This window comes from Bacillus sp. FSL W7-1354 (assembly GCF_038002405.1).
Classification (GTDB): Bacteria; Bacillota; Bacilli; order Bacillales; family Bacillaceae; genus Bacillus; species Bacillus paralicheniformis.
In genome coordinates this window covers 3,488,965-3,511,268 of the sequence record NZ_JBBOCL010000001.1, presented here as the reverse complement: position 1 = coordinate 3,511,268, position 22,304 = coordinate 3,488,965, and the positions used below count along the sequence as shown (strand labels likewise).

General features: G+C 44.6%; 35 protein-coding genes. All 35 read right to left on the bottom strand.

Annotated features, from left to right (window positions below):
• Nucleotides 1-40: 40 nt before the first annotated feature.
• Nucleotides 41-436 (bottom strand): 30S ribosomal protein S11, encoded by a 396-nt coding sequence (gene rpsK, locus MKZ04_RS17875; protein ID WP_020449874.1) that lies wholly within the window; start codon nucleotides 434-436, stop codon nucleotides 41-43.
• Between the two features lie 20 nt (nucleotides 437-456).
• Nucleotides 457-822, bottom strand: a complete 366-nt coding sequence (gene rpsM / locus MKZ04_RS17870) for a 30S ribosomal protein S13 (protein ID WP_003178378.1) — start codon at nucleotides 820-822, stop codon at nucleotides 457-459.
• Nucleotides 823-844: 22 nt separating this feature from the next.
• The gene (rpmJ, locus tag MKZ04_RS17865; RefSeq protein WP_003156543.1) at nucleotides 845-958 is read right to left on the bottom strand and encodes a 50S ribosomal protein L36; all 114 of its coding nucleotides are present in this window, start codon (nucleotides 956-958) and stop codon (nucleotides 845-847) included.
• A 33-nt stretch (nucleotides 959-991) separates the two neighbouring features.
• Nucleotides 992-1,210 carry a translation initiation factor IF-1 gene (gene infA, locus MKZ04_RS17860; protein WP_003178377.1) on the bottom strand — a complete coding sequence of 73 codons (219 nt, stop codon included), beginning with the start codon at nucleotides 1,208-1,210 and terminating at the stop codon, nucleotides 992-994.
• Nucleotides 1,188-1,517: a KOW domain-containing RNA-binding protein gene (locus MKZ04_RS17855; RefSeq protein WP_023855908.1), complete on the bottom strand. Its 330-nt coding sequence runs from the start codon at nucleotides 1,515-1,517 to the stop codon at nucleotides 1,188-1,190. Before MKZ04_RS17855 ends, infA begins: the two co-directional genes overlap by 23 nt.
• Before the next feature lie 10 nt (nucleotides 1,518-1,527).
• On the bottom strand, nucleotides 1,528-2,274 hold the full coding sequence (map, locus tag MKZ04_RS17850) for a type I methionyl aminopeptidase (protein WP_023855909.1): 747 nt from the start codon (nucleotides 2,272-2,274) through the stop codon (nucleotides 1,528-1,530).
• Entirely contained in the window at nucleotides 2,271-2,924 is a 654-nt protein-coding gene (locus tag MKZ04_RS17845; protein WP_020449871.1) for an adenylate kinase, read from the bottom strand. Before MKZ04_RS17845 ends, map begins: the two co-directional genes overlap by 4 nt.
• Nucleotides 2,925-2,977: 53 nt before the next feature.
• The gene (gene secY / locus MKZ04_RS17840; RefSeq protein ID WP_020449870.1) at nucleotides 2,978-4,273 is read right to left on the bottom strand and encodes a preprotein translocase subunit SecY; all 1,296 of its coding nucleotides are present in this window, start codon (nucleotides 4,271-4,273) and stop codon (nucleotides 2,978-2,980) included.
• 1 nt (nucleotide 4,274) lies between these two features.
• A complete protein-coding gene (rplO, locus tag MKZ04_RS17835; protein WP_020449869.1) occupies nucleotides 4,275-4,715 on the bottom strand; it encodes a 50S ribosomal protein L15 in 441 nt (146 codons plus the stop codon).
• Between the two features lie 30 nt (nucleotides 4,716-4,745).
• Nucleotides 4,746-4,925 carry a 50S ribosomal protein L30 gene (rpmD, locus tag MKZ04_RS17830; RefSeq protein WP_020449868.1) on the bottom strand — a complete coding sequence of 60 codons (180 nt, stop codon included), beginning with the start codon at nucleotides 4,923-4,925 and terminating at the stop codon, nucleotides 4,746-4,748.
• 13 nt (nucleotides 4,926-4,938) lie between these two features.
• Complete coding sequence (rpsE, locus tag MKZ04_RS17825; RefSeq protein WP_023855910.1) at nucleotides 4,939-5,439, bottom strand: 30S ribosomal protein S5; 501 nt, start codon at nucleotides 5,437-5,439, stop codon at nucleotides 4,939-4,941.
• 24 nt (nucleotides 5,440-5,463) lie between these two features.
• Complete coding sequence (gene rplR, locus MKZ04_RS17820; protein WP_020449866.1) at nucleotides 5,464-5,826, bottom strand: 50S ribosomal protein L18; 363 nt, start codon at nucleotides 5,824-5,826, stop codon at nucleotides 5,464-5,466.
• Between the two features lie 31 nt (nucleotides 5,827-5,857).
• Nucleotides 5,858-6,394, bottom strand: coding sequence for a 50S ribosomal protein L6 (gene rplF, locus MKZ04_RS17815; protein ID WP_003178356.1), 537 nt, complete (start codon nucleotides 6,392-6,394; stop codon nucleotides 5,858-5,860).
• Between the two features lie 29 nt (nucleotides 6,395-6,423).
• Nucleotides 6,424-6,822, bottom strand: a complete 399-nt coding sequence (gene rpsH, locus MKZ04_RS17810) for a 30S ribosomal protein S8 (protein WP_003178355.1) — start codon at nucleotides 6,820-6,822, stop codon at nucleotides 6,424-6,426.
• 31 nt (nucleotides 6,823-6,853) lie between these two features.
• Complete coding sequence (rpsN, locus tag MKZ04_RS17805) at nucleotides 6,854-7,039, bottom strand: 30S ribosomal protein S14 (protein WP_003178353.1); 186 nt, start codon at nucleotides 7,037-7,039, stop codon at nucleotides 6,854-6,856.
• A 22-nt stretch (nucleotides 7,040-7,061) separates the two neighbouring features.
• Nucleotides 7,062-7,601 (bottom strand): 50S ribosomal protein L5, encoded by a 540-nt coding sequence (rplE, locus tag MKZ04_RS17800; RefSeq protein ID WP_020449865.1) that lies wholly within the window; start codon nucleotides 7,599-7,601, stop codon nucleotides 7,062-7,064.
• A 25-nt stretch (nucleotides 7,602-7,626) separates the two neighbouring features.
• Nucleotides 7,627-7,938, bottom strand: coding sequence for a 50S ribosomal protein L24 (gene rplX, locus MKZ04_RS17795; protein WP_003178350.1), 312 nt, complete (start codon nucleotides 7,936-7,938; stop codon nucleotides 7,627-7,629).
• A 35-nt stretch (nucleotides 7,939-7,973) separates the two neighbouring features.
• A complete protein-coding gene (gene rplN / locus MKZ04_RS17790) occupies nucleotides 7,974-8,342 on the bottom strand; it encodes a 50S ribosomal protein L14 (protein ID WP_020449864.1) in 369 nt (122 codons plus the stop codon).
• Between the two features lie 40 nt (nucleotides 8,343-8,382).
• On the bottom strand, nucleotides 8,383-8,646 hold the full coding sequence (gene rpsQ, locus MKZ04_RS17785; protein ID WP_003178345.1) for a 30S ribosomal protein S17: 264 nt from the start codon (nucleotides 8,644-8,646) through the stop codon (nucleotides 8,383-8,385).
• Between the two features lie 24 nt (nucleotides 8,647-8,670).
• Nucleotides 8,671-8,871, bottom strand: a complete 201-nt coding sequence (rpmC, locus tag MKZ04_RS17780; protein ID WP_003178343.1) for a 50S ribosomal protein L29 — start codon at nucleotides 8,869-8,871, stop codon at nucleotides 8,671-8,673.
• Nucleotides 8,861-9,295 carry a 50S ribosomal protein L16 gene (rplP, locus tag MKZ04_RS17775; protein ID WP_020449863.1) on the bottom strand — a complete coding sequence of 145 codons (435 nt, stop codon included), beginning with the start codon at nucleotides 9,293-9,295 and terminating at the stop codon, nucleotides 8,861-8,863. Before rplP ends, rpmC begins: the two co-directional genes overlap by 11 nt.
• A gap of 1 nt (nucleotide 9,296) precedes the next feature.
• Nucleotides 9,297-9,953: a 30S ribosomal protein S3 gene (gene rpsC, locus MKZ04_RS17770; protein ID WP_003178339.1), complete on the bottom strand. Its 657-nt coding sequence runs from the start codon at nucleotides 9,951-9,953 to the stop codon at nucleotides 9,297-9,299.
• A 3-nt stretch (nucleotides 9,954-9,956) separates the two neighbouring features.
• The gene (rplV, locus tag MKZ04_RS17765) at nucleotides 9,957-10,301 is read right to left on the bottom strand and encodes a 50S ribosomal protein L22 (protein ID WP_020449862.1); all 345 of its coding nucleotides are present in this window, start codon (nucleotides 10,299-10,301) and stop codon (nucleotides 9,957-9,959) included.
• A 17-nt stretch (nucleotides 10,302-10,318) separates the two neighbouring features.
• Entirely contained in the window at nucleotides 10,319-10,597 is a 279-nt protein-coding gene (gene rpsS, locus MKZ04_RS17760) for a 30S ribosomal protein S19 (protein ID WP_003178334.1), read from the bottom strand.
• Nucleotides 10,598-10,654: 57 nt separating this feature from the next.
• The gene (gene rplB, locus MKZ04_RS17755; protein ID WP_020449861.1) at nucleotides 10,655-11,488 is read right to left on the bottom strand and encodes a 50S ribosomal protein L2; all 834 of its coding nucleotides are present in this window, start codon (nucleotides 11,486-11,488) and stop codon (nucleotides 10,655-10,657) included.
• A 31-nt stretch (nucleotides 11,489-11,519) separates the two neighbouring features.
• A complete protein-coding gene (rplW, locus tag MKZ04_RS17750) occupies nucleotides 11,520-11,807 on the bottom strand; it encodes a 50S ribosomal protein L23 (RefSeq protein WP_020449860.1) in 288 nt (95 codons plus the stop codon).
• Nucleotides 11,807-12,430, bottom strand: a complete 624-nt coding sequence (gene rplD, locus MKZ04_RS17745) for a 50S ribosomal protein L4 (RefSeq protein ID WP_020449859.1) — start codon at nucleotides 12,428-12,430, stop codon at nucleotides 11,807-11,809. The genes rplW and rplD overlap by 1 nt, the downstream gene beginning before the upstream one ends.
• 27 nt (nucleotides 12,431-12,457) lie before the next feature.
• Entirely contained in the window at nucleotides 12,458-13,087 is a 630-nt protein-coding gene (gene rplC, locus MKZ04_RS17740; RefSeq protein ID WP_020449858.1) for a 50S ribosomal protein L3, read from the bottom strand.
• 38 nt (nucleotides 13,088-13,125) lie between these two features.
• Nucleotides 13,126-13,434: a 30S ribosomal protein S10 gene (gene rpsJ / locus MKZ04_RS17735; RefSeq protein WP_003156464.1), complete on the bottom strand. Its 309-nt coding sequence runs from the start codon at nucleotides 13,432-13,434 to the stop codon at nucleotides 13,126-13,128.
• Nucleotides 13,435-13,724: 290 nt separating this feature from the next.
• Nucleotides 13,725-14,915 (bottom strand): elongation factor Tu, encoded by a 1,191-nt coding sequence (gene tuf / locus MKZ04_RS17730; RefSeq protein ID WP_020449857.1) that lies wholly within the window; start codon nucleotides 14,913-14,915, stop codon nucleotides 13,725-13,727.
• 119 nt (nucleotides 14,916-15,034) lie between these two features.
• Entirely contained in the window at nucleotides 15,035-17,113 is a 2,079-nt protein-coding gene (fusA, locus tag MKZ04_RS17725; protein WP_020449856.1) for an elongation factor G, read from the bottom strand.
• A gap of 49 nt (nucleotides 17,114-17,162) precedes the next feature.
• Nucleotides 17,163-17,633, bottom strand: a complete 471-nt coding sequence (gene rpsG / locus MKZ04_RS17720; RefSeq protein ID WP_003178317.1) for a 30S ribosomal protein S7 — start codon at nucleotides 17,631-17,633, stop codon at nucleotides 17,163-17,165.
• A gap of 164 nt (nucleotides 17,634-17,797) precedes the next feature.
• Entirely contained in the window at nucleotides 17,798-18,214 is a 417-nt protein-coding gene (gene rpsL, locus MKZ04_RS17715; protein WP_020449855.1) for a 30S ribosomal protein S12, read from the bottom strand.
• Nucleotides 18,215-18,318: 104 nt separating this feature from the next.
• The gene (locus tag MKZ04_RS17710; RefSeq protein ID WP_023855916.1) at nucleotides 18,319-18,567 is read right to left on the bottom strand and encodes a 50S ribosomal protein L7ae-like protein; all 249 of its coding nucleotides are present in this window, start codon (nucleotides 18,565-18,567) and stop codon (nucleotides 18,319-18,321) included.
• 124 nt (nucleotides 18,568-18,691) lie between these two features.
• A complete protein-coding gene (gene rpoC / locus MKZ04_RS17705) occupies nucleotides 18,692-22,291 on the bottom strand; it encodes a DNA-directed RNA polymerase subunit beta' (protein ID WP_020449853.1) in 3,600 nt (1,199 codons plus the stop codon).
• Nucleotides 22,292-22,304 lie beyond the last annotated feature (13 nt).

Below are 22,304 nucleotides of genomic sequence, written 5' to 3'. Positions count from 1 at the left end.
AACCCATTATTGACAGGGACACAAAATCTATACAAACAAATTACACGCGGCGACGTTTTGGCGGACGGCATCCGTTATGAGGAACAGGCGTTACGTCTCTGATTGCTGTAACTTCCAGTCCAGCAGCTTGAAGTGCACGAATTGCAGCTTCACGGCCAGAACCAGGTCCTTTTACAGTAACTTCAAGAGTTTTAAGTCCATGTTCGATAGAACCTTTAGCAGCTGTTTCAGCGGCCATTTGCGCAGCGAACGGAGTGGATTTTTTAGAACCTTTAAATCCAAGAGATCCGGCGCTTGACCAAGAAAGAGCATTACCATGAACATCTGTGATAGTAACAATCGTGTTGTTGAAAGTTGAACGGATATGAGCAATTCCAGATTCAATATTCTTTTTCACGCGGCGTTTACGCGTGTTTGTTTTACGAGCAGCAGCCATTGTTTAATTACCTCCCTTGCTTATTTTTTCTTGTTAGCTACAGTACGACGCGGACCTTTACGAGTACGCGCGTTATTTTTAGTATTTTGACCGCGAACAGGCAATCCGCGACGATGACGAATTCCGCGGTAGCTTCCGATTTCGATCAGACGTTTGATGTTAAGAGACACTTCACGGCGAAGGTCACCTTCAACTTTCAATTTGTCAATCACGTCACGGATTTTACCAAGTTCTTCTTCAGTCAAATCACGAACGCGAGTATCTTCAGAAACTCCAGCTTCTTTTAAGATTTGCTGAGCCGTTGTACGACCGATTCCAAAGATGTATGTTAATGAAATAACAACACGTTTATCACGTGGGATATCTACACCAGCAATACGAGCCATCTCTCTCGCACCTCCTTAAAAATTATCCTTGTTTTTGTTTATGCTTTGGATTTTCACAGATCACCATTACTTTTCCTTTTCTGCGAATGACCTTACATTTTTCACAGATCGGTTTAACTGATGGTCTCACTTTCATGTGTTTCCAACCTCCTTCAATTTCCGGAGTGCTTTATTTGTAACGGTACGTAATTCTACCACGAGTTAAGTCATATGGAGATAATTCTACCGTAACTTTGTCTCCAGGTAAAATGCGAATGAAGTGCATGCGGATTTTACCAGATACGTGAGCCAAAACCGTATGGCCATTCTCAAGTTCAACTTTGAACATTGCGTTTGGCAGCGTTTCGACTACAGTACCTTCCACTTCAATTACATCGTCTTTCGCCATTCAAGTGTTCTCCCTTCTTCAAATCAGTAACTTGCTCTCTGACAAATTTCAAAAGAGAAAATCTCAATTTTCCGTTTGTCACACGCCCTGTTTCGTTTATACTGTTCTGAACTTCCGGAGATACGCAATCATAAAAGGTTAAATGATTGATATTCTTTTTCTTAGGAGAATGAAATTTACGCTTTTCTCCGTCTGCTACCAGCACATGATGATGATCGACTATATCAATAACAACTGCGTATTGGTTCATTTCGCGGCCTCTTGCTATGCGTACGAACTGTCCAATTTCAGGTGTTTTCCGATACATCTCATTTCACCTAGGCTTTTGTCAGTATCTCAAAACCGGCTTCCGTTATGGCAATCGTGTGTTCAAAGTGAGCACACTTCTTCCCGTCCACAGTTACAACCGTCCAGTTGTCAGCCAATGTTTTGACATAGCGTGTGCCTGCATTGACCATCGGCTCAATGGCCAGGACCATGCCAGGCTTTAAACGCGGGCCTTTGTTCGGCGGACCGTAGTGAGGAATTTGCGGATCCTCATGAAGATCCTGCCCTACCCCGTGTCCTACATATTCCCTGACGACTGAAAATTGTTCGCTTTCGACATACGTTTGAATTGCGTGGGAAATATTCGACAAACGTTCTCCCGGTTTTGCTTCCTTCAAGCCTCTATATAAAGACTCCTCTGTCACATCCAGCAGCTTTTGATCATCATCGCTAATCGTACCCACTGGATAAGTCCATGCAGAGTCACCATGATAACCGTTCAGCTTCGCACCGATATCGATGCTGATGATGTCTCCGTCGCGAAGGACCCGTTTTCCCGGAATACCGTGCACGAGTTCTTCGTTGACCGAAACGCAAATGCTCCCGCGAAAACCATTATACCCTTTAAAAGACGGGATTGCACCTTGCTTTGTAATAAAACGTTCGGCAATTTGATCCAGTTCTTTTGTCGAGATGCCGGGTTTAATGTGCTTTTTCAGCTCCTGATGAGTTAAAGCGACAATTCTTCCGGCTTCCCGCATGATTTCGATTTCTCGGGGAGTTTTACAAATAATCATTTGTCCAGGCCTCCGAGAAGCTCCTTTATATCAGCGTAAACTTCATTGATGTGCTTCTGCCCGTCAATGTTTACGAGATATCCTTTATCCGCATAGAAATCGAGTAAAGGCTGGGTTTGCTTCATGTTGACCTCTAACCGTGTAGATACAGTAGCTTCATTATCGTCTTCACGCTGATAAAGCTCTCCTCCACACTTGTCGCATACATTTTCTTTCGCAGGCGGATTAAAGACTAAATGATAAGTTGCACCGCAGTTTCTGCAGATTCTGCGTCCTGTCAGACGTTCCATCAATGCATCTTTATCGACTTGAATGTTGATGACATGGTCAATCGACTTGCCAAGTCCTTTAAGAATTTCCTCAAGTGCTTCAGCTTGAGCGACTGTTCTCGGAAATCCGTCCAGAAGAAAACCTCCGTCACAATCATTCTTGCCAAGTCTCTCCCTGACAATACCAATTGTCACTTCATCCGGAACAAGCTCACCTTTATCAATGTATGATTTGGCTTCGAGTCCCAGATCCGTTTCTTCTTTCATCGCAGCGCGGAACATGTCTCCTGTTGAGATATGAGGTATCCCAAAATCTTCAACAATCCGTTCAGCCTGTGTCCCTTTACCGGCCCCAGGCAGTCCCATTAAGACTAAGTTCATTTCGGATTCCCCGTCCTCTCTATTTTAGAGGGAATGGGCGCGCCCCATTTCCTCTAGTGCTTCATAAATCCACGATAGTTTCGTTTTACCAGCTGGCTTTCAAGCTGCTTCATTGTTTCAAGTGCAACCCCGATGACAATCAGCAAACTTGTTCCACCAATTTGTGCAGATGAAGGCAGCCCAGCAATATTAACGAACAAGACAGGAAGAATGGCAATCACGGCCAAGAATATGGAGCCTACAAATGTAAGTCGATACAAAATGCTCGTAATTCTATCTTGAGTCATTTTTCCTGGACGAACTCCCGGAATATAGCCACCTTGTTTTTTAAGATTATCGGCCATTTGCTCAGGGTTTACCTGCACAAATGCATAGAAATAGGTAAAGGCGATGATCAACGCCGCATAAACTCCCATTCCGACCGGATGCGTGTAATCAAACGTTTTTTGAATCCAATTCGTGACGTCATTGGTACCAAAAAATGTTGCCACGGTCCGCGGAGTGGTGATAAATGCTACTGCAAAGATAACCGGAATAACTCCCGCCGGGTTAACCTTCAGCGGCAAGTGTGTAGACTGGCCGCCAGGAACCGGTGAACGGCCTGAACCTTTCGCATATTGAATTGAGATTTTTCTAACTGCCTGTTGGATGAAAATAACGCCAACGACAATCGCCAAAATCGCAACCAATATAACGACAACCTTTATGATTTGCAAGAATAACTGATCTCCAGCATCTACAAACTGCTGAGCGTAGATCTGATTAATCGTCTGCGGAATGCCGGCAACGATACCGGCGAAGATGATAATGGATATTCCGTTACCAACTCCATGAGACGTAATTTGTTCTCCCAGCCACATTAAAAAAGCAGTTCCAGCAGTTAGTACAACCGCAATAAGCAAATAAGTACCGACTCCAGGGTTTGTAATCAACGCGCCGCCGGCCATGTTGTTAAACCCGTAAGACATACCTAAAGCCTGGATAAATCCAAGAACGATTGTGAAGTACCTTGTGAACTGTGCTAGTTTTCGGCGACCAACTTCTCCTTGCTTAGACCATTCGGTAAACTTCGGCACAACATCCATCTGCAGGAGCTGAATGATGATTGAAGCTGTGATGTAAGGCATGATTCCCATCGCAAGAATGGAGAAGTTGAACAATGCACCGCCGCCAAATGTGTTTAGAATCCCAAATACGCTCATTTGATCCTGTGCCTTTAAAACTTCTGTGTTTACATGCGGCACAGGAATGAACGAACCGAGACGAAAGACGATAAGCATTAAAAGAGTGAAGATAATCTTATTCCGAATATCCTTCACACGCATAAAATTGGAGATTGTCTTAAACAAGTTAGATCACCTCAGCTGTACCGCCAGCAGCCTCAATTGCTTGTTTAGCAGAAGCGGAGAATTTATTGGCTTTAACAGTTAATTTCTTTTCTAATTGACCGTCGCCAAGAATTTTCACTCCAGATTTCAACTTGCTGATTACACCTGTTTCTAAAAGAAGTTCAGGAGTAACTTCCGTCCCTTCTGCAAAGCTGTTGAGTTTGTCTAGGTTGACTACAGCGAAATCCTTGCGGTTGATGTTTGTGAAACCGCGTTTAGGAAGACGTTGGAACAAAGGCATTTGTCCACCCTCGAATCCAGGACGTACACCGCCGCCAGAACGAGCGTTTTGACCTTTATGACCTTTACCTGCTGTTTTACCGTTACCAGAACCAATACCACGACCTACGCGGTTGCGCGTTTTACGTGAACCTTCTGCGGGCTTTAATTCATGAAGTTTCATTTGGACACCTCCTTAGCCTATCGTTTATTTTTAAAGTTCTTTAACAGAAACTAAATGAGATACTTTGTTAACCATACCGCGGATTGCAGCGTTGTCTTCATGAACGACAGTTTGGTTTGTTTTCTTTAAACCGAGCGTTCTTACAGTAATACGCTGATCTTCCGGGCGTCCGATTACACTGCGTTTGAGGGTAATTTCTAATTTAGCCATTAATGTTCCCTCCTTATCCTAACAGTTCTTCTACAGATTTTCCACGAAGCTTCGCAACGTCCTCAGCGCGTTTCAGCTCGCTTAAACCTTGGACTGTTGCACGGATCATGTTGATCGGTGTGTTAGAACCTAAAGACTTAGAAAGGATATCAGCTACACCTGCAAGCTCAAGTACCGCACGTACTGGGCCTCCAGCGATAACTCCCGTACCTTCAGAAGCAGGTTTTAACAAGATGTTTCCTGCACCGAAACGTCCGATGATTTCGTGTGGAATTGTAGTTCCAACCATTGGTACTTCGATCAAATTCTTTTTCGCATCTTCAACAGCTTTGCGGATCGCTTCTGGTACTTCTTGTGCTTTACCAGTACCGAATCCTACGTGTCCGTTTTTGTCACCGACAACGACTAGAGCTGCGAAGCGGAAACGACGACCACCTTTAACAACTTTCGCTACGCGGTTAACGGTAACTAAGCGTTCTTCTAACTCTAATTTGCTTGGGTCAATACGACGCATATTCATATGTCCCTCCTTCTTTTATTAAAATTCTAATCCAGCTTCGCGTGCAGCATCAGCCAATGCTTTTACACGTCCATGATAAAGGTAACCGCCACGGTCGAACACGACATTTGTGATACCTTTTTCAGAAGCGCGTTTTGCAACAAGCTCGCCAACTTTTGCAGCCGCAGACGTATCGCTGCCATTTTCAGCGTTAAAGTCTTTATCAAGAGTTGATGCACTCACAAGTGTAACACCGTTCACATCATCGATCACTTGTGCGTAAATATGTTTGTTTGAACGGAAAACATTTAGACGAGGTCTCTCAGGGGTTCCTGAAAGCTTCGCGCGAACACGACCGTGTCTTTTAAGACGTGCAGCATTCTTGCTTGTTTTCGTAATCATCTGGGTCACTCCTTTCTCACATTAAGCGGTTTTACTTAGCAGATTTACCTTCTTTACGACGAACCATTTCTCCTTCATAGCGGATCCCTTTGCCTTTGTAAGGTTCTGGAGAACGTACAGCGCGAATGTTTGCAGCAGTAGCTCCAACACGCTCTTTATCTGTACCTTTTACAACCACTTTTGTTTGAGATGGAACTTCGATTTCAATTCCGTTTTCAGGAACGATTTCTACAGGGTGAGAGTATCCAACGTTCAAAACAAGTTTGTTTCCGGATTTAGAAGCACGGTAACCGACACCGACTAATTCCAAACCTCTTTCAAAACCTTTAGATACACCTTCAACCATGTTTCCGATGATGCTGCGAGTTGTGCCATGCAGCGCACGGTGTTCTTTATTATCTGAAGGACGCTCTACAGTAAGTACATTGTCCTCAATTTTAATCTTCATATCAGGATGAAACGTACGAGTTAATTCTCCTTTTGGTCCTTTCACGGTTACAGTGTTGTCGTTCAGAGTAACTGTAACGCCTGAAGGAATCTCAAGTAGCTTCTTACCTACACGAGACATACCAAACACCTCCATTCATGTTAAACTTCTTACCAAACGTATGCTAATACTTCTCCGCCAGCCTGTTTAGCGCGGGCTTCTTTATCTGTTAACACACCTTGTGATGTAGAAAGAATTGCGATTCCAAGTCCGTTCAGTACGCGAGGCACTTCGTTTGACTTAGCGTAAACGCGCAGACCTGGTTTGCTGATTCTCTTAAGGCCAGTGATGACACGCTCGTTGTTTTGTCCGTATTTCAAGAAAACACGGATGATACCTTGCTTGTTATCTTCAATGAATTCTACGTCACGGATGAAACCTTCTCTTTTCAAGATTTCAGCGATTTCTCTTTTCAACTTCGAAGCAGGAATTTCGAGCTTCTCATGACGTACCATGTTTGCATTACGAATTCGAGTCAGCATATCTGCAATCGGATCTGTCATAACCATTATTTAATAACCTCCTTCCCATAAACGGGGATTACCAGCTGGCTTTTTTAACGCCAGGAATTTGTCCTTTATATGCAAGTTCACGGAAACAAATACGGCAAAGTTTAAATTTACGAATAACAGAGTGCGGACGGCCGCAGCGTTCGCAGCGAGTGTACTCTTGTACTTTAAACTTCGGTGTGCGTTTTTGTTTCGCAATCATTGACTTTTTAGCCACGATTTCGCCTCCCTTTCATTGATTATTTCTGGAATGGCATACCTAATTGAGTTAACAGTTCACGAGCTTCTTCATCAGTGTTGGCAGTCGTTACGATAACGATGTCCATACCGCGAACTTTAGTTACCTTATCATAGTCAATTTCAGGGAAGATCAGCTGTTCTTTGATTCCTAGTGTGTAGTTTCCGCGACCGTCAAAAGATTTTTTTGAAATTCCGCGGAAGTCACGAACACGTGGTAAAGAAACAGAAATTAGTTTATCAAGGAAATCGTACATGCGCTCTCCGCGAAGAGTTACTTTCGCACCGATTGGCATTCCTTCACGAAGACGGAATCCAGCAATAGATTTCTTCGCACGAGTAACGACAGGTTTCTGACCAGCGATAAACGTTAGTTCTTCAACAGCGCTATCGATAGCTTTAGCGTTTTGAACAGCGTCACCAACACCCATGTTGATTACGATTTTTTCAATTTTAGGCACTTGCATCACAGATTTGTATTCGAACTTTTTCATTAATGCAGGTGTAATGTCTTTATTGTACTTTTCTTTAAGGCGGTTCATGAGATAGACCTCCCTTCCTTTATTACTAGTTATCTAGAACTTGCCCAGATTTTTTTGCAATACGAACTTTTTTGCCATTTTCCACTTTGTATCCTACGCGAGTCACTTCACCTGTTTTAGGATCGAGCGGCATTACGTTTGACACATGAATTGGCGCCTCTTGATTTAAAATTCCGCCTTGAGGGTTAGCTTGAGTCGGCTTTGAGTGCTTCTTCACCATGTTGACACCCTCAACGATTACGCGGTCTTTTTTAGGGAAAGCTGCAAGGATCACACCTTGTTTCCCTTTGTCTTTACCAGAGATAACCATTACTTTATCGCCTTTTTTAACATGCATCCTGATCGCACCTCCTTAGTCCGGCATTGATATCATTAAAGTACTTCTGGAGCTAGAGAAACAATTTTCATGAAGTTGTTATCACGAAGTTCACGTGCTACAGGTCCGAAGATACGAGTTCCGCGCGGGCTTTTGTCGTCACGGATGATAACACATGCATTTTCATCGAATTTGATGTAAGATCCGTCATTTCTGCGCGCACCGCTCTTAGAACGTACGATTACAGCTCTTACGACCTCACCTTTTTTGACAACGCCTCCTGGTGTTGCTTGTTTAACCGTGCAAACAATGACATCACCAATGTTAGCTGTTTTGCGTCCAGAACCACCAAGCACCTTGATTGTTAATACTTCACGGGCACCAGAGTTATCAGCTACTTTTAAACGAGTCTCTTGTTGAATCATTATTTGTTACCTCCCTTCGGAAAAAGGTTTCCGAACTTTATTAGATAATAACAGCTTCTTCGACAACTTCAACTAGACGAAAACGTTTAGTCGCAGATAATGGACGAGTTTCCATGATCTTTACGATGTCTCCGATTTTAGCTTGGTTATTTTCATCATGTGCTTTGAATTTTTTAGAGTACTTTACGCGTTTACCGTAGAGTGAATGTTTTTTGTAAGTTTCTACAACAACAGTAATGGTTTTATCCATTTTGTCAGAAACAACACGTCCTTGGTAGACTTTGCGCTGATTGCGTTCGCTCATGTTTTAGAGAACCTCCCTCCGGAATTATTTGTTGGCAGCAATTTCTCTTTCCCGAATCACAGTTTTCATGCGCGCGATTGACTTGCGCACTTCACGAATGCGAGCAGTGTTTTCAAGTTGTCCTGTCGCTAATTGAAAGCGAAGATTGAAAAGTTCTTCTTTAAGAGACTTTACTTTTTGTTCAATTTCAGCAGTGGTAAGGTCACGAATTTCATTAGCTTTCATTTGATTCACCACCAATTTCTTCACGTTTTACGAACTTCGTTTTAATTGGCAATTTGTGAGATGCAAGACGAAGAGCTTCACGAGCGACTTCCTCAGACACACCAGAAATTTCAAATAAAACTTTGCCCGGTTTTACAACAGCTACCCATCCTTCAGGAGCACCTTTACCGGAACCCATCCGAACCTCTAGAGGCTTAGCTGTATAAGGCTTAGAAGGGAAAATTTTGATCCAAACTTTACCGCCACGTTTCATGTAACGAGTCATTGCGATACGCGCAGCTTCGATTTGACGGTTTGTAATCCAAGAAGCTTCTTGAGCCTGGATGCCGTATTCACCGAAATGCACTTCAGAGCCGCCTTTTGCACGGCCGCGCATTTTTCCGCGATGCTCTCTGCGATATTTAACGCGTTTTGGCATTAACATATTATTTTCCTCCTTCCTCAGTTTTCTTCTTAGTAGGAAGAACCTCTCCACGATAGATCCAGACTTTTACACCAAGCTTGCCGTAAGTTGTGTCAGCTTCAGATGTAGCATAGTCGATGTCTGCACGAAGTGTGTGCAATGGAACAGTTCCTTCACTGTAGTATTCAGAACGAGCGATGTCTGCGCCGCCAAGACGACCGGAAACCATTGTTTTAATTCCTTGTGCACCAGCGCGCATTGTGCGTTGGATTTGTTGCTTTTGCGCACGACGGAAAGAGATGCGGTTTTCCAATTGACGAGCGATGTTATCAGCAACTAGCTGAGCATCAAGATCAGCTCTTTTGATTTCAAGAATGTTAATGTGTACACGCTTGCCAGTAAGGCTGTTAAGGGCTTTGCGAAGCGCTTCGACTTCAGAACCGCCTTTACCGATAACCATACCAGGCTTAGCTGTGTGGATCGTAATATTTACACGGTTTGCCGCACGCTCGATTTCCACTTTAGAAACAGAAGCGTCAGACAGGCGTTGATTAATAAATTCACGGATTTTCAGATCTTCGTGAAGGAAGTCAGCGTAATCTTTGCCAGCGTACCACTTAGATTCCCAATCACGTATAACACCAATACGAAGACCGACTGGATTTACCTTTTGACCCACGAGTTATCCCTCCTTCTTTTCTGATACAACGATAGTAATGTGGCTCGTACGTTTGTTGATTTGGCTTGCACGTCCCATAGCGCGCGGACGGAATCTTTTCAACGTAGGGCCTTCGTTCACGTAAGCTTGAGTAACAACCAGGTTGTTTGCATCCATTTCGTAGTTGTGCTCAGCGTTAGCGATAGCAGATTTTAAAACTTTTTCAATAATCGGGGAAGCAGCTTTTGGCGTAAGGTTTAAGATCGATACTGCTTCACCTACTTGCTTGCCTCGAATCAGGTCCATTACTAGACGTGCCTTACGAGGAGCAATACGGACTGTTCTTGCGACAGCTTTAGCTTGTTGCATTTAAAAGCCTCCTCTCATTAGCGTCTTGTTTTTTTGTCATCACTAGCATGACCTTTGTAAGTGCGTGTCGGTGCGAATTCACCCAACTTGTGACCTACCATATCTTCAGAGATGTAAACAGGCACATGTTTGCGTCCATCATAGACTGCGATTGTGTGACCGATAAATTGCGGGAAAATAGTAGAACGGCGAGACCAAGTTTTCACAACTTGTTTCTTATCCGCTTCATTTAATTTCTCGATTTTTGTCATTAGATGATCATCGACAAATGGTCCTTTTTTTAAGCTGCGAGCCATTTTGGAACCTCCCTTCGTGATTGCACTACGGTCCGATATGAACCGTAGACAACCCCGTTATTTATTTTTACGACGACGTACGATGAATTTATCTGATTTGTTCTTTTTCTTACGAGTTTTGAATCCAAGAGTTGGTTTACCCCATGGAGACATAGGTGATTTACGTCCGATCGGAGCGCGTCCTTCACCACCACCGTGCGGGTGATCGTTAGGGTTCATAACAGAACCGCGAACTGTAGGACGGATGCCTTTCCAGCGTGAACGTCCTGCTTTACCGATGTTGATCAGTTCGTGCTGTTCGTTACCTACTTGACCGATAGAAGCGCGGCAAGCAGAAAGAATCATGCGAACTTCACCGGAGTTCAGACGCACAAGAACGTATTTTCCTTCTTTACCAAGAACTTGAGCAGATGTACCAGCTGAACGTACAAGCTGTCCGCCTTTTCCAGGTTTCAATTCAATGTTGTGCACGACTGTACCAACAGGGATGTTGATCAGTGGAAGTGCGTTACCTACTTTAATGTCAGCTTCTGGTCCTGACATGATTTCAGTTCCTACTTGAAGGCCCTTAGGAGCCAGGATGTAGCGTTTTTCTCCGTCTACATAGTTAATTAGAGCAATGTTAGCTGAACGGTTTGGATCGTACTCAACTGTAGCAACGCGTCCAGGTATACCATCTTTATCGCGTTTGAAGTCGATAATACGGTATTGGCGTTTATGTCCGCCGCCTTGATGACGTACAGTTAATTTACCTTGGTTGTTGCGTCCGCCTTTTTTGTGAAGCGGGGCAAGCAAGGATTTTTCCGGCTGATCTGTCGTGATTTCCGCGAAATCAGACGTAGTCATGCCGCGACGTCCGTTAGAGGTCGGTTTGTACTTTTTAATCGCCATTTTGAATTTCCCTCCTTCTTTTTACAAGTGATTAAGCTTCAAAAATTTCGATTTCTTTGCTGTCTTCAGTAAGCTTAACAATCGCTTTTCTGCGTTTGTTTGTCATACCAGAGTAGCGGCCGACACGTTTGAATTTCCCTTTGTAGTTCATGATGTTGACTTTTTCAACTTTCACTCCAAAGATTTGCTCAACAGCGTCTTTCACTTCTGTTTTGTTAGCTCTTACGTCTACTTCAAACGTATATTTTTTCTCAGTCATTAAATCAGCAGAACGTTCAGTAATGACGGGGCGCTTTAGAACATCACGAGGATCTTTCATTATGCAAGCACCTCCTCTACTTTTTCAACCGCTGCTTTCGTGATCACAAGCTTCTCATGACCGACAACATCGAGGACGTTGATTCCGTTAGCTTCAACAACAGTAACTCCTGGAAGGTTACGAGCAGATAGTTCAACTGTCTCGTTTGCATCCGCAGTTACGATTAAAGCTTTCTTCTCGATAGACAGACCTTTAAGGATAGCTGCCATTTCTTTTGTTTTAACCGCATCAAGATTAAGATCTTCAAGAACGATCAAGTTGTTGTCATTCACTTTAGAAGACAATGCTGATTTGATAGCCAAGCGGCGAACTTTTTTCGGTAATTTATATGCATAGCTGCGTGGTGTAGGACCGAATACGATACCACCTCCGCGCCATTGCGGTGAACGGATAGATCCCTGACGAGCACGGCCGGTACCTTTTTGACGCCAAGGTTTGCGACCTCCGCCACGTACTTCCGAACGATTTTTTACTTTATGAGTTCCTTGACGTAAGGAAGCTCTTTGCATAAGAATAGCGTCGAATACTACGCTCTCATTTGGCTCGATTCCAAATACAGAGTCGTTTAATTCGATATCACCAGCAGTAGAACCGTTTTGGTTATATAAAGCTACTTTTGGCATGATCAATTTCCTCCTTTCCTAAGAGAATTATTTAGATTTAACAGCGCTTTTAACAGCGACTAATGATTTTTTCGCACCAGGAACGTTACCTTTAACTAAAAGAAGGTTGCGCTCTGCATCCACTTTTACGATTTCAAGGTTTTGAACAGTGATTTGCTCTCCGCCCATACGTCCAGGCAACAGCTTTCCTTTGAATACACGGTTAGGGTCTACCGGTCCCATTGAACCAGGACGGCGATGGTAGCGTGAACCGTGAGACATAGGTCCGCGAGATTGTCCGTGGCGTTTGATAGCGCCTTGGAAACCTTTACCTTTCGATGTTCCTGTTACATCTACGACTTCTCCGTTAGAGAAAATATCAACTTTGACTTCCTGACCAACTTCATACGCATCCATATCCACTCCGCGTAATTCTTTAACGAAGCGCTTAGGAGCAGTTTCCGCTTTTGCAACGTGTCCTTTTTCTGGTTTGTTGGCAAGCTTCTCACGCTTGTCGTCAAAACCGATCTGAATCGCTTCATAGCCGTCGTTTTCAGAAGTTTTCTTCTGAAGTACAACGTTAGGAGCAGCTTCGATAACAGTTACCGGAATAAGATCACCGTTTTCTGCGAAAACTTGCGTCATACCAATTTTTCTTCCTAAGATTCCTTTGGTCATTCGTCACACCTCCTATAAAAATCATTCTATATTTTAGATTAAAGTTTAATTTCGATATCGACACCAGATGGTAAATCTAATCGCATTAGAGCATCGACAGTTTGTGGTGTTGGGTTCACAATGTCGATTAAACGTTTATGTGTACGCATTTCGAATTGCTCACGAGAATCTTTGTATTTGTGCACCGCACGAAGGATTGTGTAAACTGATTTCTCAGTTGGCAACGGAATCGGACCAGAAACGCTGGCTCCGGAACGTTTAGCCGTTTCAACAATCTTCTCAGCAGATTGATCAAGGATTCTATGATCATACGCTTTTAAACGAATACGAATTTTTTGTTTTGCCATTATTTTCCCTCCTTTTCGCCTACTTACATTAGACAATTCTCCGTGAGAAAAACCTGAATCACCTTGCCATGGCAAAGCGGCCGGGTGTGTCAGCAACCTCTCACTTCATCGCAGTCAAAGACCAACATGCACTATTATACAAAATTTATAGGCATGATGCAAGGTAATATTGAATATTACCGGCTTTTGCACACTTTTTTTATTATACAGATTCCAGCAAGGATAATCAAGGACTTCAGGACAAATAAAAAACGAGACCCGGCTGGATCTCGTTTTTTATTTTATAAGTATTATTCGATGATTGAAGAAACAACGCCAGAACCAACTGTACGTCCGCCTTCACGGATAGAGAAGCGAGTTCCGTCTTCGATCGCGATTGTTGAAATCAATTCAACAGTCATTTCGATGTTGTCTCCAGGCATAACCATTTCTACGCCTTCTGGAAGCTGAATGATACCAGTTACGTCAGTTGTACGGAAGTAGAACTGAGGACGGTAGTTAGAGAAGAATGGAGTGTGACGTCCACCCTCTTCTTTAGAAAGAACGTAAACTTCAGCTTTGAACTTTTTATGTGGAGTGATTGTACCTGGTTTAGCAAGTACTTGACCACGTTGGATATCTTCACGAGATACACCGCGAAGAAGTGCACCGATGTTGTCTCCAGCTTCTGCATAGTCAAGAAGCTTACGGAACATTTCAACACCTGTAACAGTTGTTTTGCTGTTTTCTTCTTGAAGACCGATGATTTCAACTTCGTCACCGACTTTAACTTGTCCGCGCTCTACGCGTCCAGTAGCAACTGTTCCACGACCTGTGATTGAGAATACGTCCTCAACAGGCATCATGAATGGCTTTTCAGTATCGCGCTCTGGAGTTGGGATGTATTCGTCAACTGCATCCATCAGTTCGAAGATTTTAGCTTCGTATTCAGCGTCACCTTCAAGAGCTTTAAGTGCAGAACCTTTGATAACTGGTACATCGTCACCAGGGAACTCATACTCAGAAAGAAGATCGCGAACTTCCATTTCAACTAGCTCAAGAAGCTCTTCGTCGTCTACCATGTCGCATTTGTTCAAGAATACTACGATGTAAGGCACACCTACGTTACGAGAAAGAAGGATGTGCTCACGAGTTTGTGGCATTGGACCGTCAGCAGCAGATACAACAAGGATCGCTCCGTCCATTTGCGCAGCACCAGTGATCATGTTTTTAACATAGTCAGCGTGTCCTGGGCAGTCAACGTGTGCATAGTGACGAGTTTCTGTTTCGTACTCAACGTGTGCAGTAGAGATTGTGATACCGCGCTCACGCTCTTCTGGAGCACCGTCGATTTGGTCGTATGCCATAGCAGTACCTTTACCAGATTTCTTATGAAGCACAGTAGTGATAGCAGCTGTTAATGTAGTTTTACCATGGTCAACGTGTCCAATTGTACCAATGTTGGCATGTGATTTGGAACGGTCGAATTTTTCTTTAGCCATTCTGAAAATCCTCCTTAAAAAGGTTAGTTTTTGTTATATAGAGTGATAGAAAGTGAAAGCAATGTTTCACTTTCTCATCTTACAATAGTATTTATACTTTAATGAAGAGGCAAAATCAATTATTCACCTTGATTTTTTTTGATGATCTCATCAGCGATGCTCTTAGGCACTTCTTCATAGTGGTCAAAGACCATTGTGAACGTACCGCGTCCTTGTGTGTTTGAACGGAGAGCCGTAGCGTAACCGAACATTTCAGAAAGTGGAACCATCGCGCGAACGACTTGAGCGTTTCCGCGTCCTTCCATACCTTCTACGCGACCGCGGCGTGACGTAATGTCGCCCATGATGTCTCCCATGTATTCTTCTGGGATAACGACTTCAACTTTGGAGATCGGCTCAAGAATAACTGGGTTACACTTGCTTGCCGCGTTTTTAAGCGCCATGGAAGCAGCGATTTTAAACGCCATTTCGTTAGAGTCGACATCGTGGTAAGAACCGTCAAAAAGTTTCGCTTTGATGTCGATAACAGGGTAACCTGCGACTACACCGTTTTGAAGTGCATCTTCAAGTCCTGCTTGAACAGCCGGAATGTATTCACGAGGAACGACACCACCGACGATTGCGTTTTCGAACTCAAAGCCTTTTCCTTCTTCGTTTGGAGAGAATTCGATCCAAACGTGTCCGAACTGTCCGCGTCCACCAGACTGACGTACGAATTTACCTTCAACTTGCGCGCTCGCACGGAATGTTTCACGATACGCAACTTGAGGAGCACCGACGTTGGCTTCAACTTTAAATTCGCGTTTCATACGGTCAACGATGATATCAAGGTGAAGCTCACCCATACCGCCGATGATCGTTTGACCTGTTTCAGGGTCAGTATGCGCACGGAATGTTGGATCCTCTTCAGCCAATTTAGCCAGTGCAGTAGACATTTTGTCTTGGTCAGCCTTAGATTTAGGCTCGATTGCAACGTGGATAACAGGCTCAGGGAATTCCATTGATTCCAGGATAACAAGGTTTTTCTCGTCGCAAAGCGTGTCCCCTGTAGTCGTGTCTTTCAAACCTACAGCAGCAGCGATATCCCCTGCGTACACAGTAGAGATTTCTTCACGGCTGTTGGCGTGCATTTGCAGGATACGTCCGACGCGCTCACGTTTGCCTTTTGTTGAGTTTCTTACGTATGAACCGGAATCAAGTGTTCCTGAGTACACACGGAAGAACGTCAATTTACCAACGTAAGGGTCAGTCATAACTTTAAATGCAAGTGCTGAGAAAGGTGCGTCGTCAGAAGACTCACGAGTAACCTCTTCCTCAGAATCAGGCAGAGTACCTTTAATTGCTGGTACGTCAGTTGGAGCTGGCAGGTAGTCAAGAACTGCGTCAAGCACTAATTGAACACCTTTGTTTTTGAAAGCTGAACCACAAAGAACCGGATAGAACTCAACGTTACAAGTTCCTTTGCGGATTGCCGCTTTCAGCTCGTCAACTGTGATTTCTTCGCCTTCCAAGTACTTCATCATAAGCTCTTCATCAAGCTCAGCAACAGCTTCAATCAAGCTGGCGCGAAGCTCTTCAGCTTTGTCTTTGTACTCGGCAGGGATTTCACGCGCATCAGAGCGTGTTCCAAGATCATCTTCATAGTAGTACGCAACGTTTTCTACAAGGTCGATGATCCCTTCGAAATTGTCTTCGGCGCCAATCGGTAATTGGATCGCGTGAGCGTTCGCCTCAAGACGGTCTTTAAGAGTTCCTACAGAGTAAAGGAAGTCCGCACCCGTTTTGTCCATCTTGTTGACAAATACGATACGAGGTACTCCGTAAGTTGTTGCCTGACGCCAAACTGTTTCAGTTTGCGGCTCAACGCCTGATTGTGCGTCAAGAACGGCAACGGCACCATCAAGTACGCGCAGGGAACGTTCAACCTCAACTGTGAAGTCTACGTGTCCTGGTGTGTCGATGATGTTTACGCGGTAACCTTTCCACTGTGCAGTTGTTGCAGCGGATGTGATTGTGATACCGCGTTCTTGTTCCTGCTCCATCCAGTCCATTTGGGAAGCCCCTTCATGAGTTTCACCAATTTTATGGATACGGCCTGTGTAGAACAAGATACGTTCAGTTGTTGTCGTTTTACCGGCATCGATGTGAGCCATGATTCCGATATTACGAGTTTTTTCTAAGGAGAACTCTCTTGCCATTGGGTCTTTTCTCCTTCCTTCTTAGGGAATAATATTTTGTCGTGTGAGATTACCAGCGATAGTGAGCGAACGCTTTGTTTGCTTCAGCCATCTTATGAGTATCTTCACGTTTCTTAACAGCTGCACCAGTGTTGTTAGCTGCATCAAGGATTTCGTTAGCTAAACGCTCTTCCATCGTTTTTTCTCCGCGAAGACGAGCGTAGTTTACTAACCAGCGAAGTCCAAGAGTCGTACGGCGTTCAGGACGAACCTCTACAGGTACTTGGTAGTTTGCACCACCTACACGGCGTGCTTTAACTTCAAGCACTGGCATGATGTTCTTCAATGCTTGTTCGAAAACCTCCATTGCATCGTTGCCGGTACGTTCTTTAATAATATCGAATGACTTGTATAGGATTGTTTGAGCTTTACCTTTTTTACCGTCGATCATCATTTTGTTGATCAAACGAGTAACCAGTTTAGAGTTGTAAAGCGGATCAGGTAAAACATCTCTTTTTGCTACAGGACCTTTACGTGGCATCTGATTATCCTCCCTTCTCTTGTTACGGGTTTACAGTAAGCAGAGGGATTCACGGTTCAGCTGCCGGGATCAAACCAGCGCTAGGCGCGAAAAGCCTGATGCCCTTAACAGCATTGCCAGAACTCCTTGCTTTTAAAAACCCTTTTATTTGTATTTAAACGGAATTATTTTTTCTTAGGACGTTTTGTACCGTATTTAGAACGGCCTTGTGCACGGTTTTCAACTCCGGCAGTATCAAGCGCGCCACGCACGATGTGGTAGCGTACCCCCGGTAAGTCTTTTACACGTCCACCGCGGATCAATACGACACTGTGCTCTTGCAGGTTGTGTCCGATACCAGGAATGTAGGCCGTAACCTCGATTCCGTTAGTTAAACGAACACGGGCATATTTACGAAGCGCCGAGTTCGGCTTCTTCGGTGTCATTGTACCGACACGGGTACATACTCCGCGTTTTTGTGGTGAAGATACGTTAGTGTGCTCTTTCTTGAAGCTGTTGTATCCTTTGTTAAGTGCTGGAGACTTAGAATTTTCAACTTTGCTTACGCGTCCTTTGCGGACTAGCTGATTAATTGTAGGCATTTTGTAATTCCTCCCTTCATCATGTTTTATAACCCACATACCCAGGTGGTTCATTTAAAAGCAAAAAACAATGCCTTTGCATAAAAGCAAAAACAACGAGTACGTTATTGAATAATGGCAACAGCTGCAGCTCCGACTTCAATTCCGCAGGCTTTGCCGAGCTTTTTCATGGACTCTGCCATTGAGACGGGAATCCCTTGTTCATTTGCCAGGTTAATAACATCTGACGTCAGAAAAGGATCAGCGTCTTTTGCTACGACGACTTCCTTAACAGAATTGCGCTTCAGCGCTTTGACTGTCTGCTTCGTACCGATAATAATAGATTGAGCCTGTGATACTTTATCATAAGACATCATATATCCTCCAAAGTAACAGGTTTAAATTGAGCACCTTGGTTATATTATCATCCTGAAAGAAGGATGTCAACACATGATGACAATTTTTAGTGACATCCTTCTTTAGGATTTTTTTTTTTATTTATTCAGCCGGAACCATTTCATCAGATGATTGGACTTGCAATACCGGCTTCACTTTACGGTAGTTCAGCATACCCGTTCCAGCAGGAACAAGCTTACCGATGATAACATTCTCTTTCAGGCCGAGAAGCTCATCGCGTTTTCCTTTGATTGCTGCATCTGTCAGGACACGTGTTGTTTCCTGGAATGACGCGGCAGACAGGAAGGAATCCGTTTCAAGCGATGCTTTGGTGATACCGAGAAGCACCGGACGGCCTGTTGCAGGGCGTTTGCCTCCGAGCAGAACTTTTTTGTTCGCTTCGGTAAACTGGTGAATATCGAGCAGCGTGCCTGGCAGCACTTCCGTGTCGCCGGCATCGATGACACGCACTTTGCGAAGCATCTGGCGAACCATAACCTCGACGTGCTTATCCCCGATTTCAACCCCTTGCATACGATAAACCTTCTGCACTTCATGAAGGAGGTATTCTTGCACCGTCGTGATGTCAGTAACTTTCAGAAGCTCTTTCGGATCAACCGAACCTTCTGTCAGCACCTGGCCACGGGAAATTTTCTCTCCTTCAGTGACTTTCAGGCGCGCGTTGTAAGGCGCCGTATATGAACGGCTTTCGACTTCGCCCTGAACGACGATTTCCTGCTGTTTGTCACGCACTTCATTGATTTCAGCTACGACACCGTCAATTTCAGAGATCGTCGCTTGACCTTTAGGGTTTCGCGCTTCAAACAATTCCTGGATACGCGGCAAACCTTGTGTAATATCGTCTCCGGCAACCCCGCCCGTATGGAAGGTACGCATTGTTAACTGTGTACCCGGCTCACCAATGGACTGGGCAGCGATGATTCCGACTGCTTCCCCGACTTCGACGTCGGTTCCTGTTGCCAGGTTACGTCCGTAGCATCGTTTACATACACCATGTGACGTATTACATGTAAATGCGGAGCGGATCCACACTTCTTCAATGCCTGCTTCGACAATTTCGAGCGCTTTATCTTCGTCGATCAGCTCGTTTTCATCCACAAGCACTTCACCTGTTTCCGGATGTTTAACAGGTTTTCTCGCGAATCGGCCGACAAGACGCTCTTCAAGACGCTCGATCACTTCTGTGCCTTCCGTGATGGCTTTGGCAAGAATACCTCGGTCTGTGCCGCAGTCAGTCTCACGAATGATGACGTCTTGGGCTACGTCTACGAGACGGCGTGTCAGGTAACCTGAGTCGGCTGTCTTCAGAGCCGTATCCGCAAGACCTTTACGCGCACCGTGAGTAGAGATAAAGTACTCGAGTACCGTTAAACCTTCGCGGAAACTTGACTTGATCGGAAGTTCGATGATCCGTCCAGCCGGGTTGGCCATCAGACCGCGCATACCCGCAAGCTGCGTAAAGTTTGATGCGTTACCCCGGGCTCCGGAATCACTCATCATGTAGATCGGGTTGATTTCATCCAGGGATTTCATCAGCTTGCCTTGGATCGTATCTTTAGCTGCACTCCAGATGGAAATGACCCGTTCATAACGCTCTTCTTCAGTAATCAGACCGCGTCTGAACTGCTTCATGACGTTATCAACTTTTCCTTGCGCTTCTTCAAGGATTTCCTGTTTGTCGTCCAATACGACGATATCGGAAACACCGACCGTAATTCCGGCTTTTGTCGAATATTTAAATCCAAGGTTTTTCATGCGGTCAAGCATTTTTGATGTTTCTGTAATATGGAATCTTTTGAAGATCTCCGCAATGATTTTACCCAAAATGCCTTTTTTGAACGGCTGGTTGATTTCCTGGTTCTTAATGGCTTCTTTAACATCTGCACCGTAATCCAAGAAGAAACGGTCAGGTGTTTTTTCTTCAATGTTGCTCTTCGTCGGTTCGTTCATGTATGGGAACGACGGCGGAAGAATCTCGTTGAAGATCAGTTTTCCGACAGTTGTAACGAGCAGCTTGGAACGCTGTTCTTCGGTAAATGTTTCATTTTTCAGGGAGTTAACCGCAACGGCTACTCTCGTATGCAAATGAACATATCCGTTTTGATACGCAAGAAGCGCTTCATCCGTATCTTTGAAAACCATACCTTCGCCGACTGCGCCTGGGCGTTCTAGCGTCAGATAGTAGTTTCCAAGCACCATATCCTGAGACGGCGTAACAACCGGTTTTCCGTCTTTAGGGTTCAGGATGTTTTGTGCGGCAAGCATCAAGATGCGCGCCTCAGCTTGCGCTTCTGCTGATAAAGGAACGTGAACCGCCATTTGGTCACCGTCAAAGTCAGCGTTGTATGCTGTACATACAAGCGGATGAAGACGGATGGCACGGCCTTCGACAAGCGTTGGTTCAAACGCTTGAATACCTAATCTGTGAAGCGTAGGTGCACGGTTGAGAAGCACAGGGTGTTCTTTGATAACTGATTCAAGGACATCCCAGACTTCCGGCTGAACGCGCTCAATTTTACGCTTCGCACTCTTAATGTTGTGGGCAAGACCTTTTTCAACAAGCTCTTTCATGACGAATGGCTTGAACAGTTCCAGCGCCATTTCTTTCGGAAGACCGCATTGATACATTTTCAGGTTCGGACCTACGACGATAACCGAACGGCCTGAGTAGTCAACACGTTTACCGAGAAGGTTTTGACGGAAACGGCCTTGTTTACCTTTCAGCATGTGAGAAAGGGATTTTAACGGTCTGTTTCCCGGACCTGTAACAGGACGGCCTCTGCGTCCGTTATCGATCAGCGCGTCCACGGCTTCTTGAAGCATGCGCTTTTCGTTTTGAACGATAATGCTTGGCGCTCCAAGATCCAAAAGACGTTTTAAACGATTGTTACGGTTGATGACACGGCGGTACAAATCGTTCAGATCGGAAGTTGCAAAACGTCCACCGTCAAGCTGTACCATCGGTCTCAGCTCAGGCGGAATGACCGGAAGAACGTCGAGGATCATCCAGGACGGCTTATTTCCGGAGTTGCGGAATGCTTCCAATACTTCCAAGCGTTTGATCGCACGTGTGCGGCGCTGTCCTTGTGACGTTTTAAGCTCTTCTTTCAGCATATCCACTTCTTTATCGAGGTCGATATCTTGAAGGAGCTTATGAATCGCTTCAGCACCCATTGATGCCTGAAATTTATTTCCGTATTTATCAAGGTACGCCCGGTACTCTTTTTCAGAAAGAAGCTGTTTTTTCTCAAGCGGTGTATTGGCCGGATCTGTTACGACATAAGAAGCAAAGTAAATGACTTCTTCCAATGCGCGCGGAGACATATCCAGCACAAGACCCATACGGCTCGGGATTCCTTTAAAATACCAGATGTGAGAAACAGGGGCTGCCAGCTCGATATGCCCCATTCTCTCACGACGGACTTTAGCCCGGGTTACTTCAACTCCACAACGGTCGCAGACTACGCCTTTATAACGAACCCGCTTGTACTTTCCGCAGTGGCATTCCCAGTCCTTTTGAGGACCGAAAATGCGCTCGCAGAATAGACCATCTTTTTCAGGTTTCAAAGTACGATAGTTGATTGTTTCAGGCTTTTTCACTTCTCCGTAAGACCATGAACGGATTTTGTCAGGTGAAGCGAGACCGATGTTCATATACTCAAAATTGTTCACATCCAGCAAGGGGCCTACCTCC

Bases quoted from the DNA above. Each gene is read 5' to 3' on its own strand.
- rpmC (WP_003178343.1), bottom strand. From the start codon at position 8,871: ATGAAAGCTAATGAAATTCGTGACCTTACCACTGCTGAAATTGAACAA.
- rpsS (WP_003178334.1), bottom strand. From the start codon at position 10,597: ATGGCTCGCAGCTTAAAAAAAGGACCATTTGTCGATGATCATCTAATG.
- rpsL (WP_020449855.1), bottom strand. From the start codon at position 18,214: ATGCCTACAATTAATCAGCTAGTCCGCAAAGGACGCGTAAGCAAAGTT.
- rpmD (WP_020449868.1), bottom strand. From the start codon at position 4,925: ATGGCTAAATTAGAAATTACCCTCAAACGCAGTGTAATCGGACGCCCG.
- tuf (WP_020449857.1), bottom strand. From the start codon at position 14,915: ATGGCTAAAGAAAAATTCGACCGTTCCAAATCACATGCCAACATTGGT.
- rpsH (WP_003178355.1), bottom strand. From the start codon at position 6,822: ATGGTTATGACAGATCCGATTGCAGATATGCTGACTCGAATTCGTAAT.
- rplW (WP_020449860.1), bottom strand. From the start codon at position 11,807: ATGAAAGATCCTCGTGATGTTCTAAAGCGCCCCGTCATTACTGAACGT.
- rplD (WP_020449859.1), bottom strand. From the start codon at position 12,430: ATGCCAAAAGTAGCTTTATATAACCAAAACGGTTCTACTGCTGGTGAT.
- fusA (WP_020449856.1), bottom strand. From the start codon at position 17,113: ATGGCAAGAGAGTTCTCCTTAGAAAAAACTCGTAATATCGGAATCATG.
- MKZ04_RS17855 (WP_023855908.1), bottom strand. From the start codon at position 1,517: ATGTATCGGAAAACACCTGAAATTGGACAGTTCGTACGCATAGCAAGA.
- rplN (WP_020449864.1), bottom strand. From the start codon at position 8,342: ATGATTCAACAAGAGACTCGTTTAAAAGTAGCTGATAACTCTGGTGCC.
- MKZ04_RS17845 (WP_020449871.1), bottom strand. From the start codon at position 2,924: ATGAACTTAGTCTTAATGGGACTGCCTGGGGCCGGTAAAGGGACACAG.
- rpsE (WP_023855910.1), bottom strand. From the start codon at position 5,439: ATGCGTCGTATTGACCCAAGCAAATTAGAGTTAGAAGAACGCTTAGTT.
- rplC (WP_020449858.1), bottom strand. From the start codon at position 13,087: ATGACCAAAGGAATCTTAGGAAGAAAAATTGGTATGACGCAAGTTTTC.
- rplP (WP_020449863.1), bottom strand. From the start codon at position 9,295: ATGTTAATGCCAAAACGCGTTAAATATCGCAGAGAGCATCGCGGAAAA.
- rpsJ (WP_003156464.1), bottom strand. From the start codon at position 13,434: ATGGCAAAACAAAAAATTCGTATTCGTTTAAAAGCGTATGATCATAGA.
- rplE (WP_020449865.1), bottom strand. From the start codon at position 7,601: ATGAACCGCCTTAAAGAAAAGTACAATAAAGACATTACACCTGCATTA.
- rpsM (WP_003178378.1), bottom strand. From the start codon at position 822: ATGGCTCGTATTGCTGGTGTAGATATCCCACGTGATAAACGTGTTGTT.
- rplO (WP_020449869.1), bottom strand. From the start codon at position 4,715: ATGAAACTTCATGAATTAAAGCCCGCAGAAGGTTCACGTAAAACGCGC.
- rplR (WP_020449866.1), bottom strand. From the start codon at position 5,826: ATGATTACGAAAACAAGCAAGAATGCTGCACGTCTTAAAAGACACGGT.
- rplF (WP_003178356.1), bottom strand. From the start codon at position 6,394: ATGTCTCGTGTAGGTAAGAAGCTACTTGAGATTCCTTCAGGCGTTACA.
- infA (WP_003178377.1), bottom strand. From the start codon at position 1,210: ATGGCGAAAGACGATGTAATTGAAGTGGAAGGTACTGTAGTCGAAACG.
- rplX (WP_003178350.1), bottom strand. From the start codon at position 7,938: ATGCATGTTAAAAAAGGCGATAAAGTAATGGTTATCTCTGGTAAAGAC.
- rplB (WP_020449861.1), bottom strand. From the start codon at position 11,488: ATGGCGATTAAAAAGTACAAACCGACCTCTAACGGACGTCGCGGCATG.
- rpsQ (WP_003178345.1), bottom strand. From the start codon at position 8,646: ATGAGCGAACGCAATCAGCGCAAAGTCTACCAAGGACGTGTTGTTTCT.
- map (WP_023855909.1), bottom strand. From the start codon at position 2,274: ATGATTATTTGTAAAACTCCCCGAGAAATCGAAATCATGCGGGAAGCC.
- rpsG (WP_003178317.1), bottom strand. From the start codon at position 17,633: ATGCCACGTAAAGGTCCTGTAGCAAAAAGAGATGTTTTACCTGATCCG.
- rplV (WP_020449862.1), bottom strand. From the start codon at position 10,301: ATGCAACAAGCTAAAGCTGTCGCAAGAACAGTCCGTATTGCTCCTCGT.
- rpmJ (WP_003156543.1), bottom strand. From the start codon at position 958: ATGAAAGTGAGACCATCAGTTAAACCGATCTGTGAAAAATGTAAGGTC.
- rpsK (WP_020449874.1), bottom strand. From the start codon at position 436: ATGGCTGCTGCTCGTAAAACAAACACGCGTAAACGCCGCGTGAAAAAG.
- MKZ04_RS17710 (WP_023855916.1), bottom strand. From the start codon at position 18,567: ATGTCTTATGATAAAGTATCACAGGCTCAATCTATTATTATCGGTACG.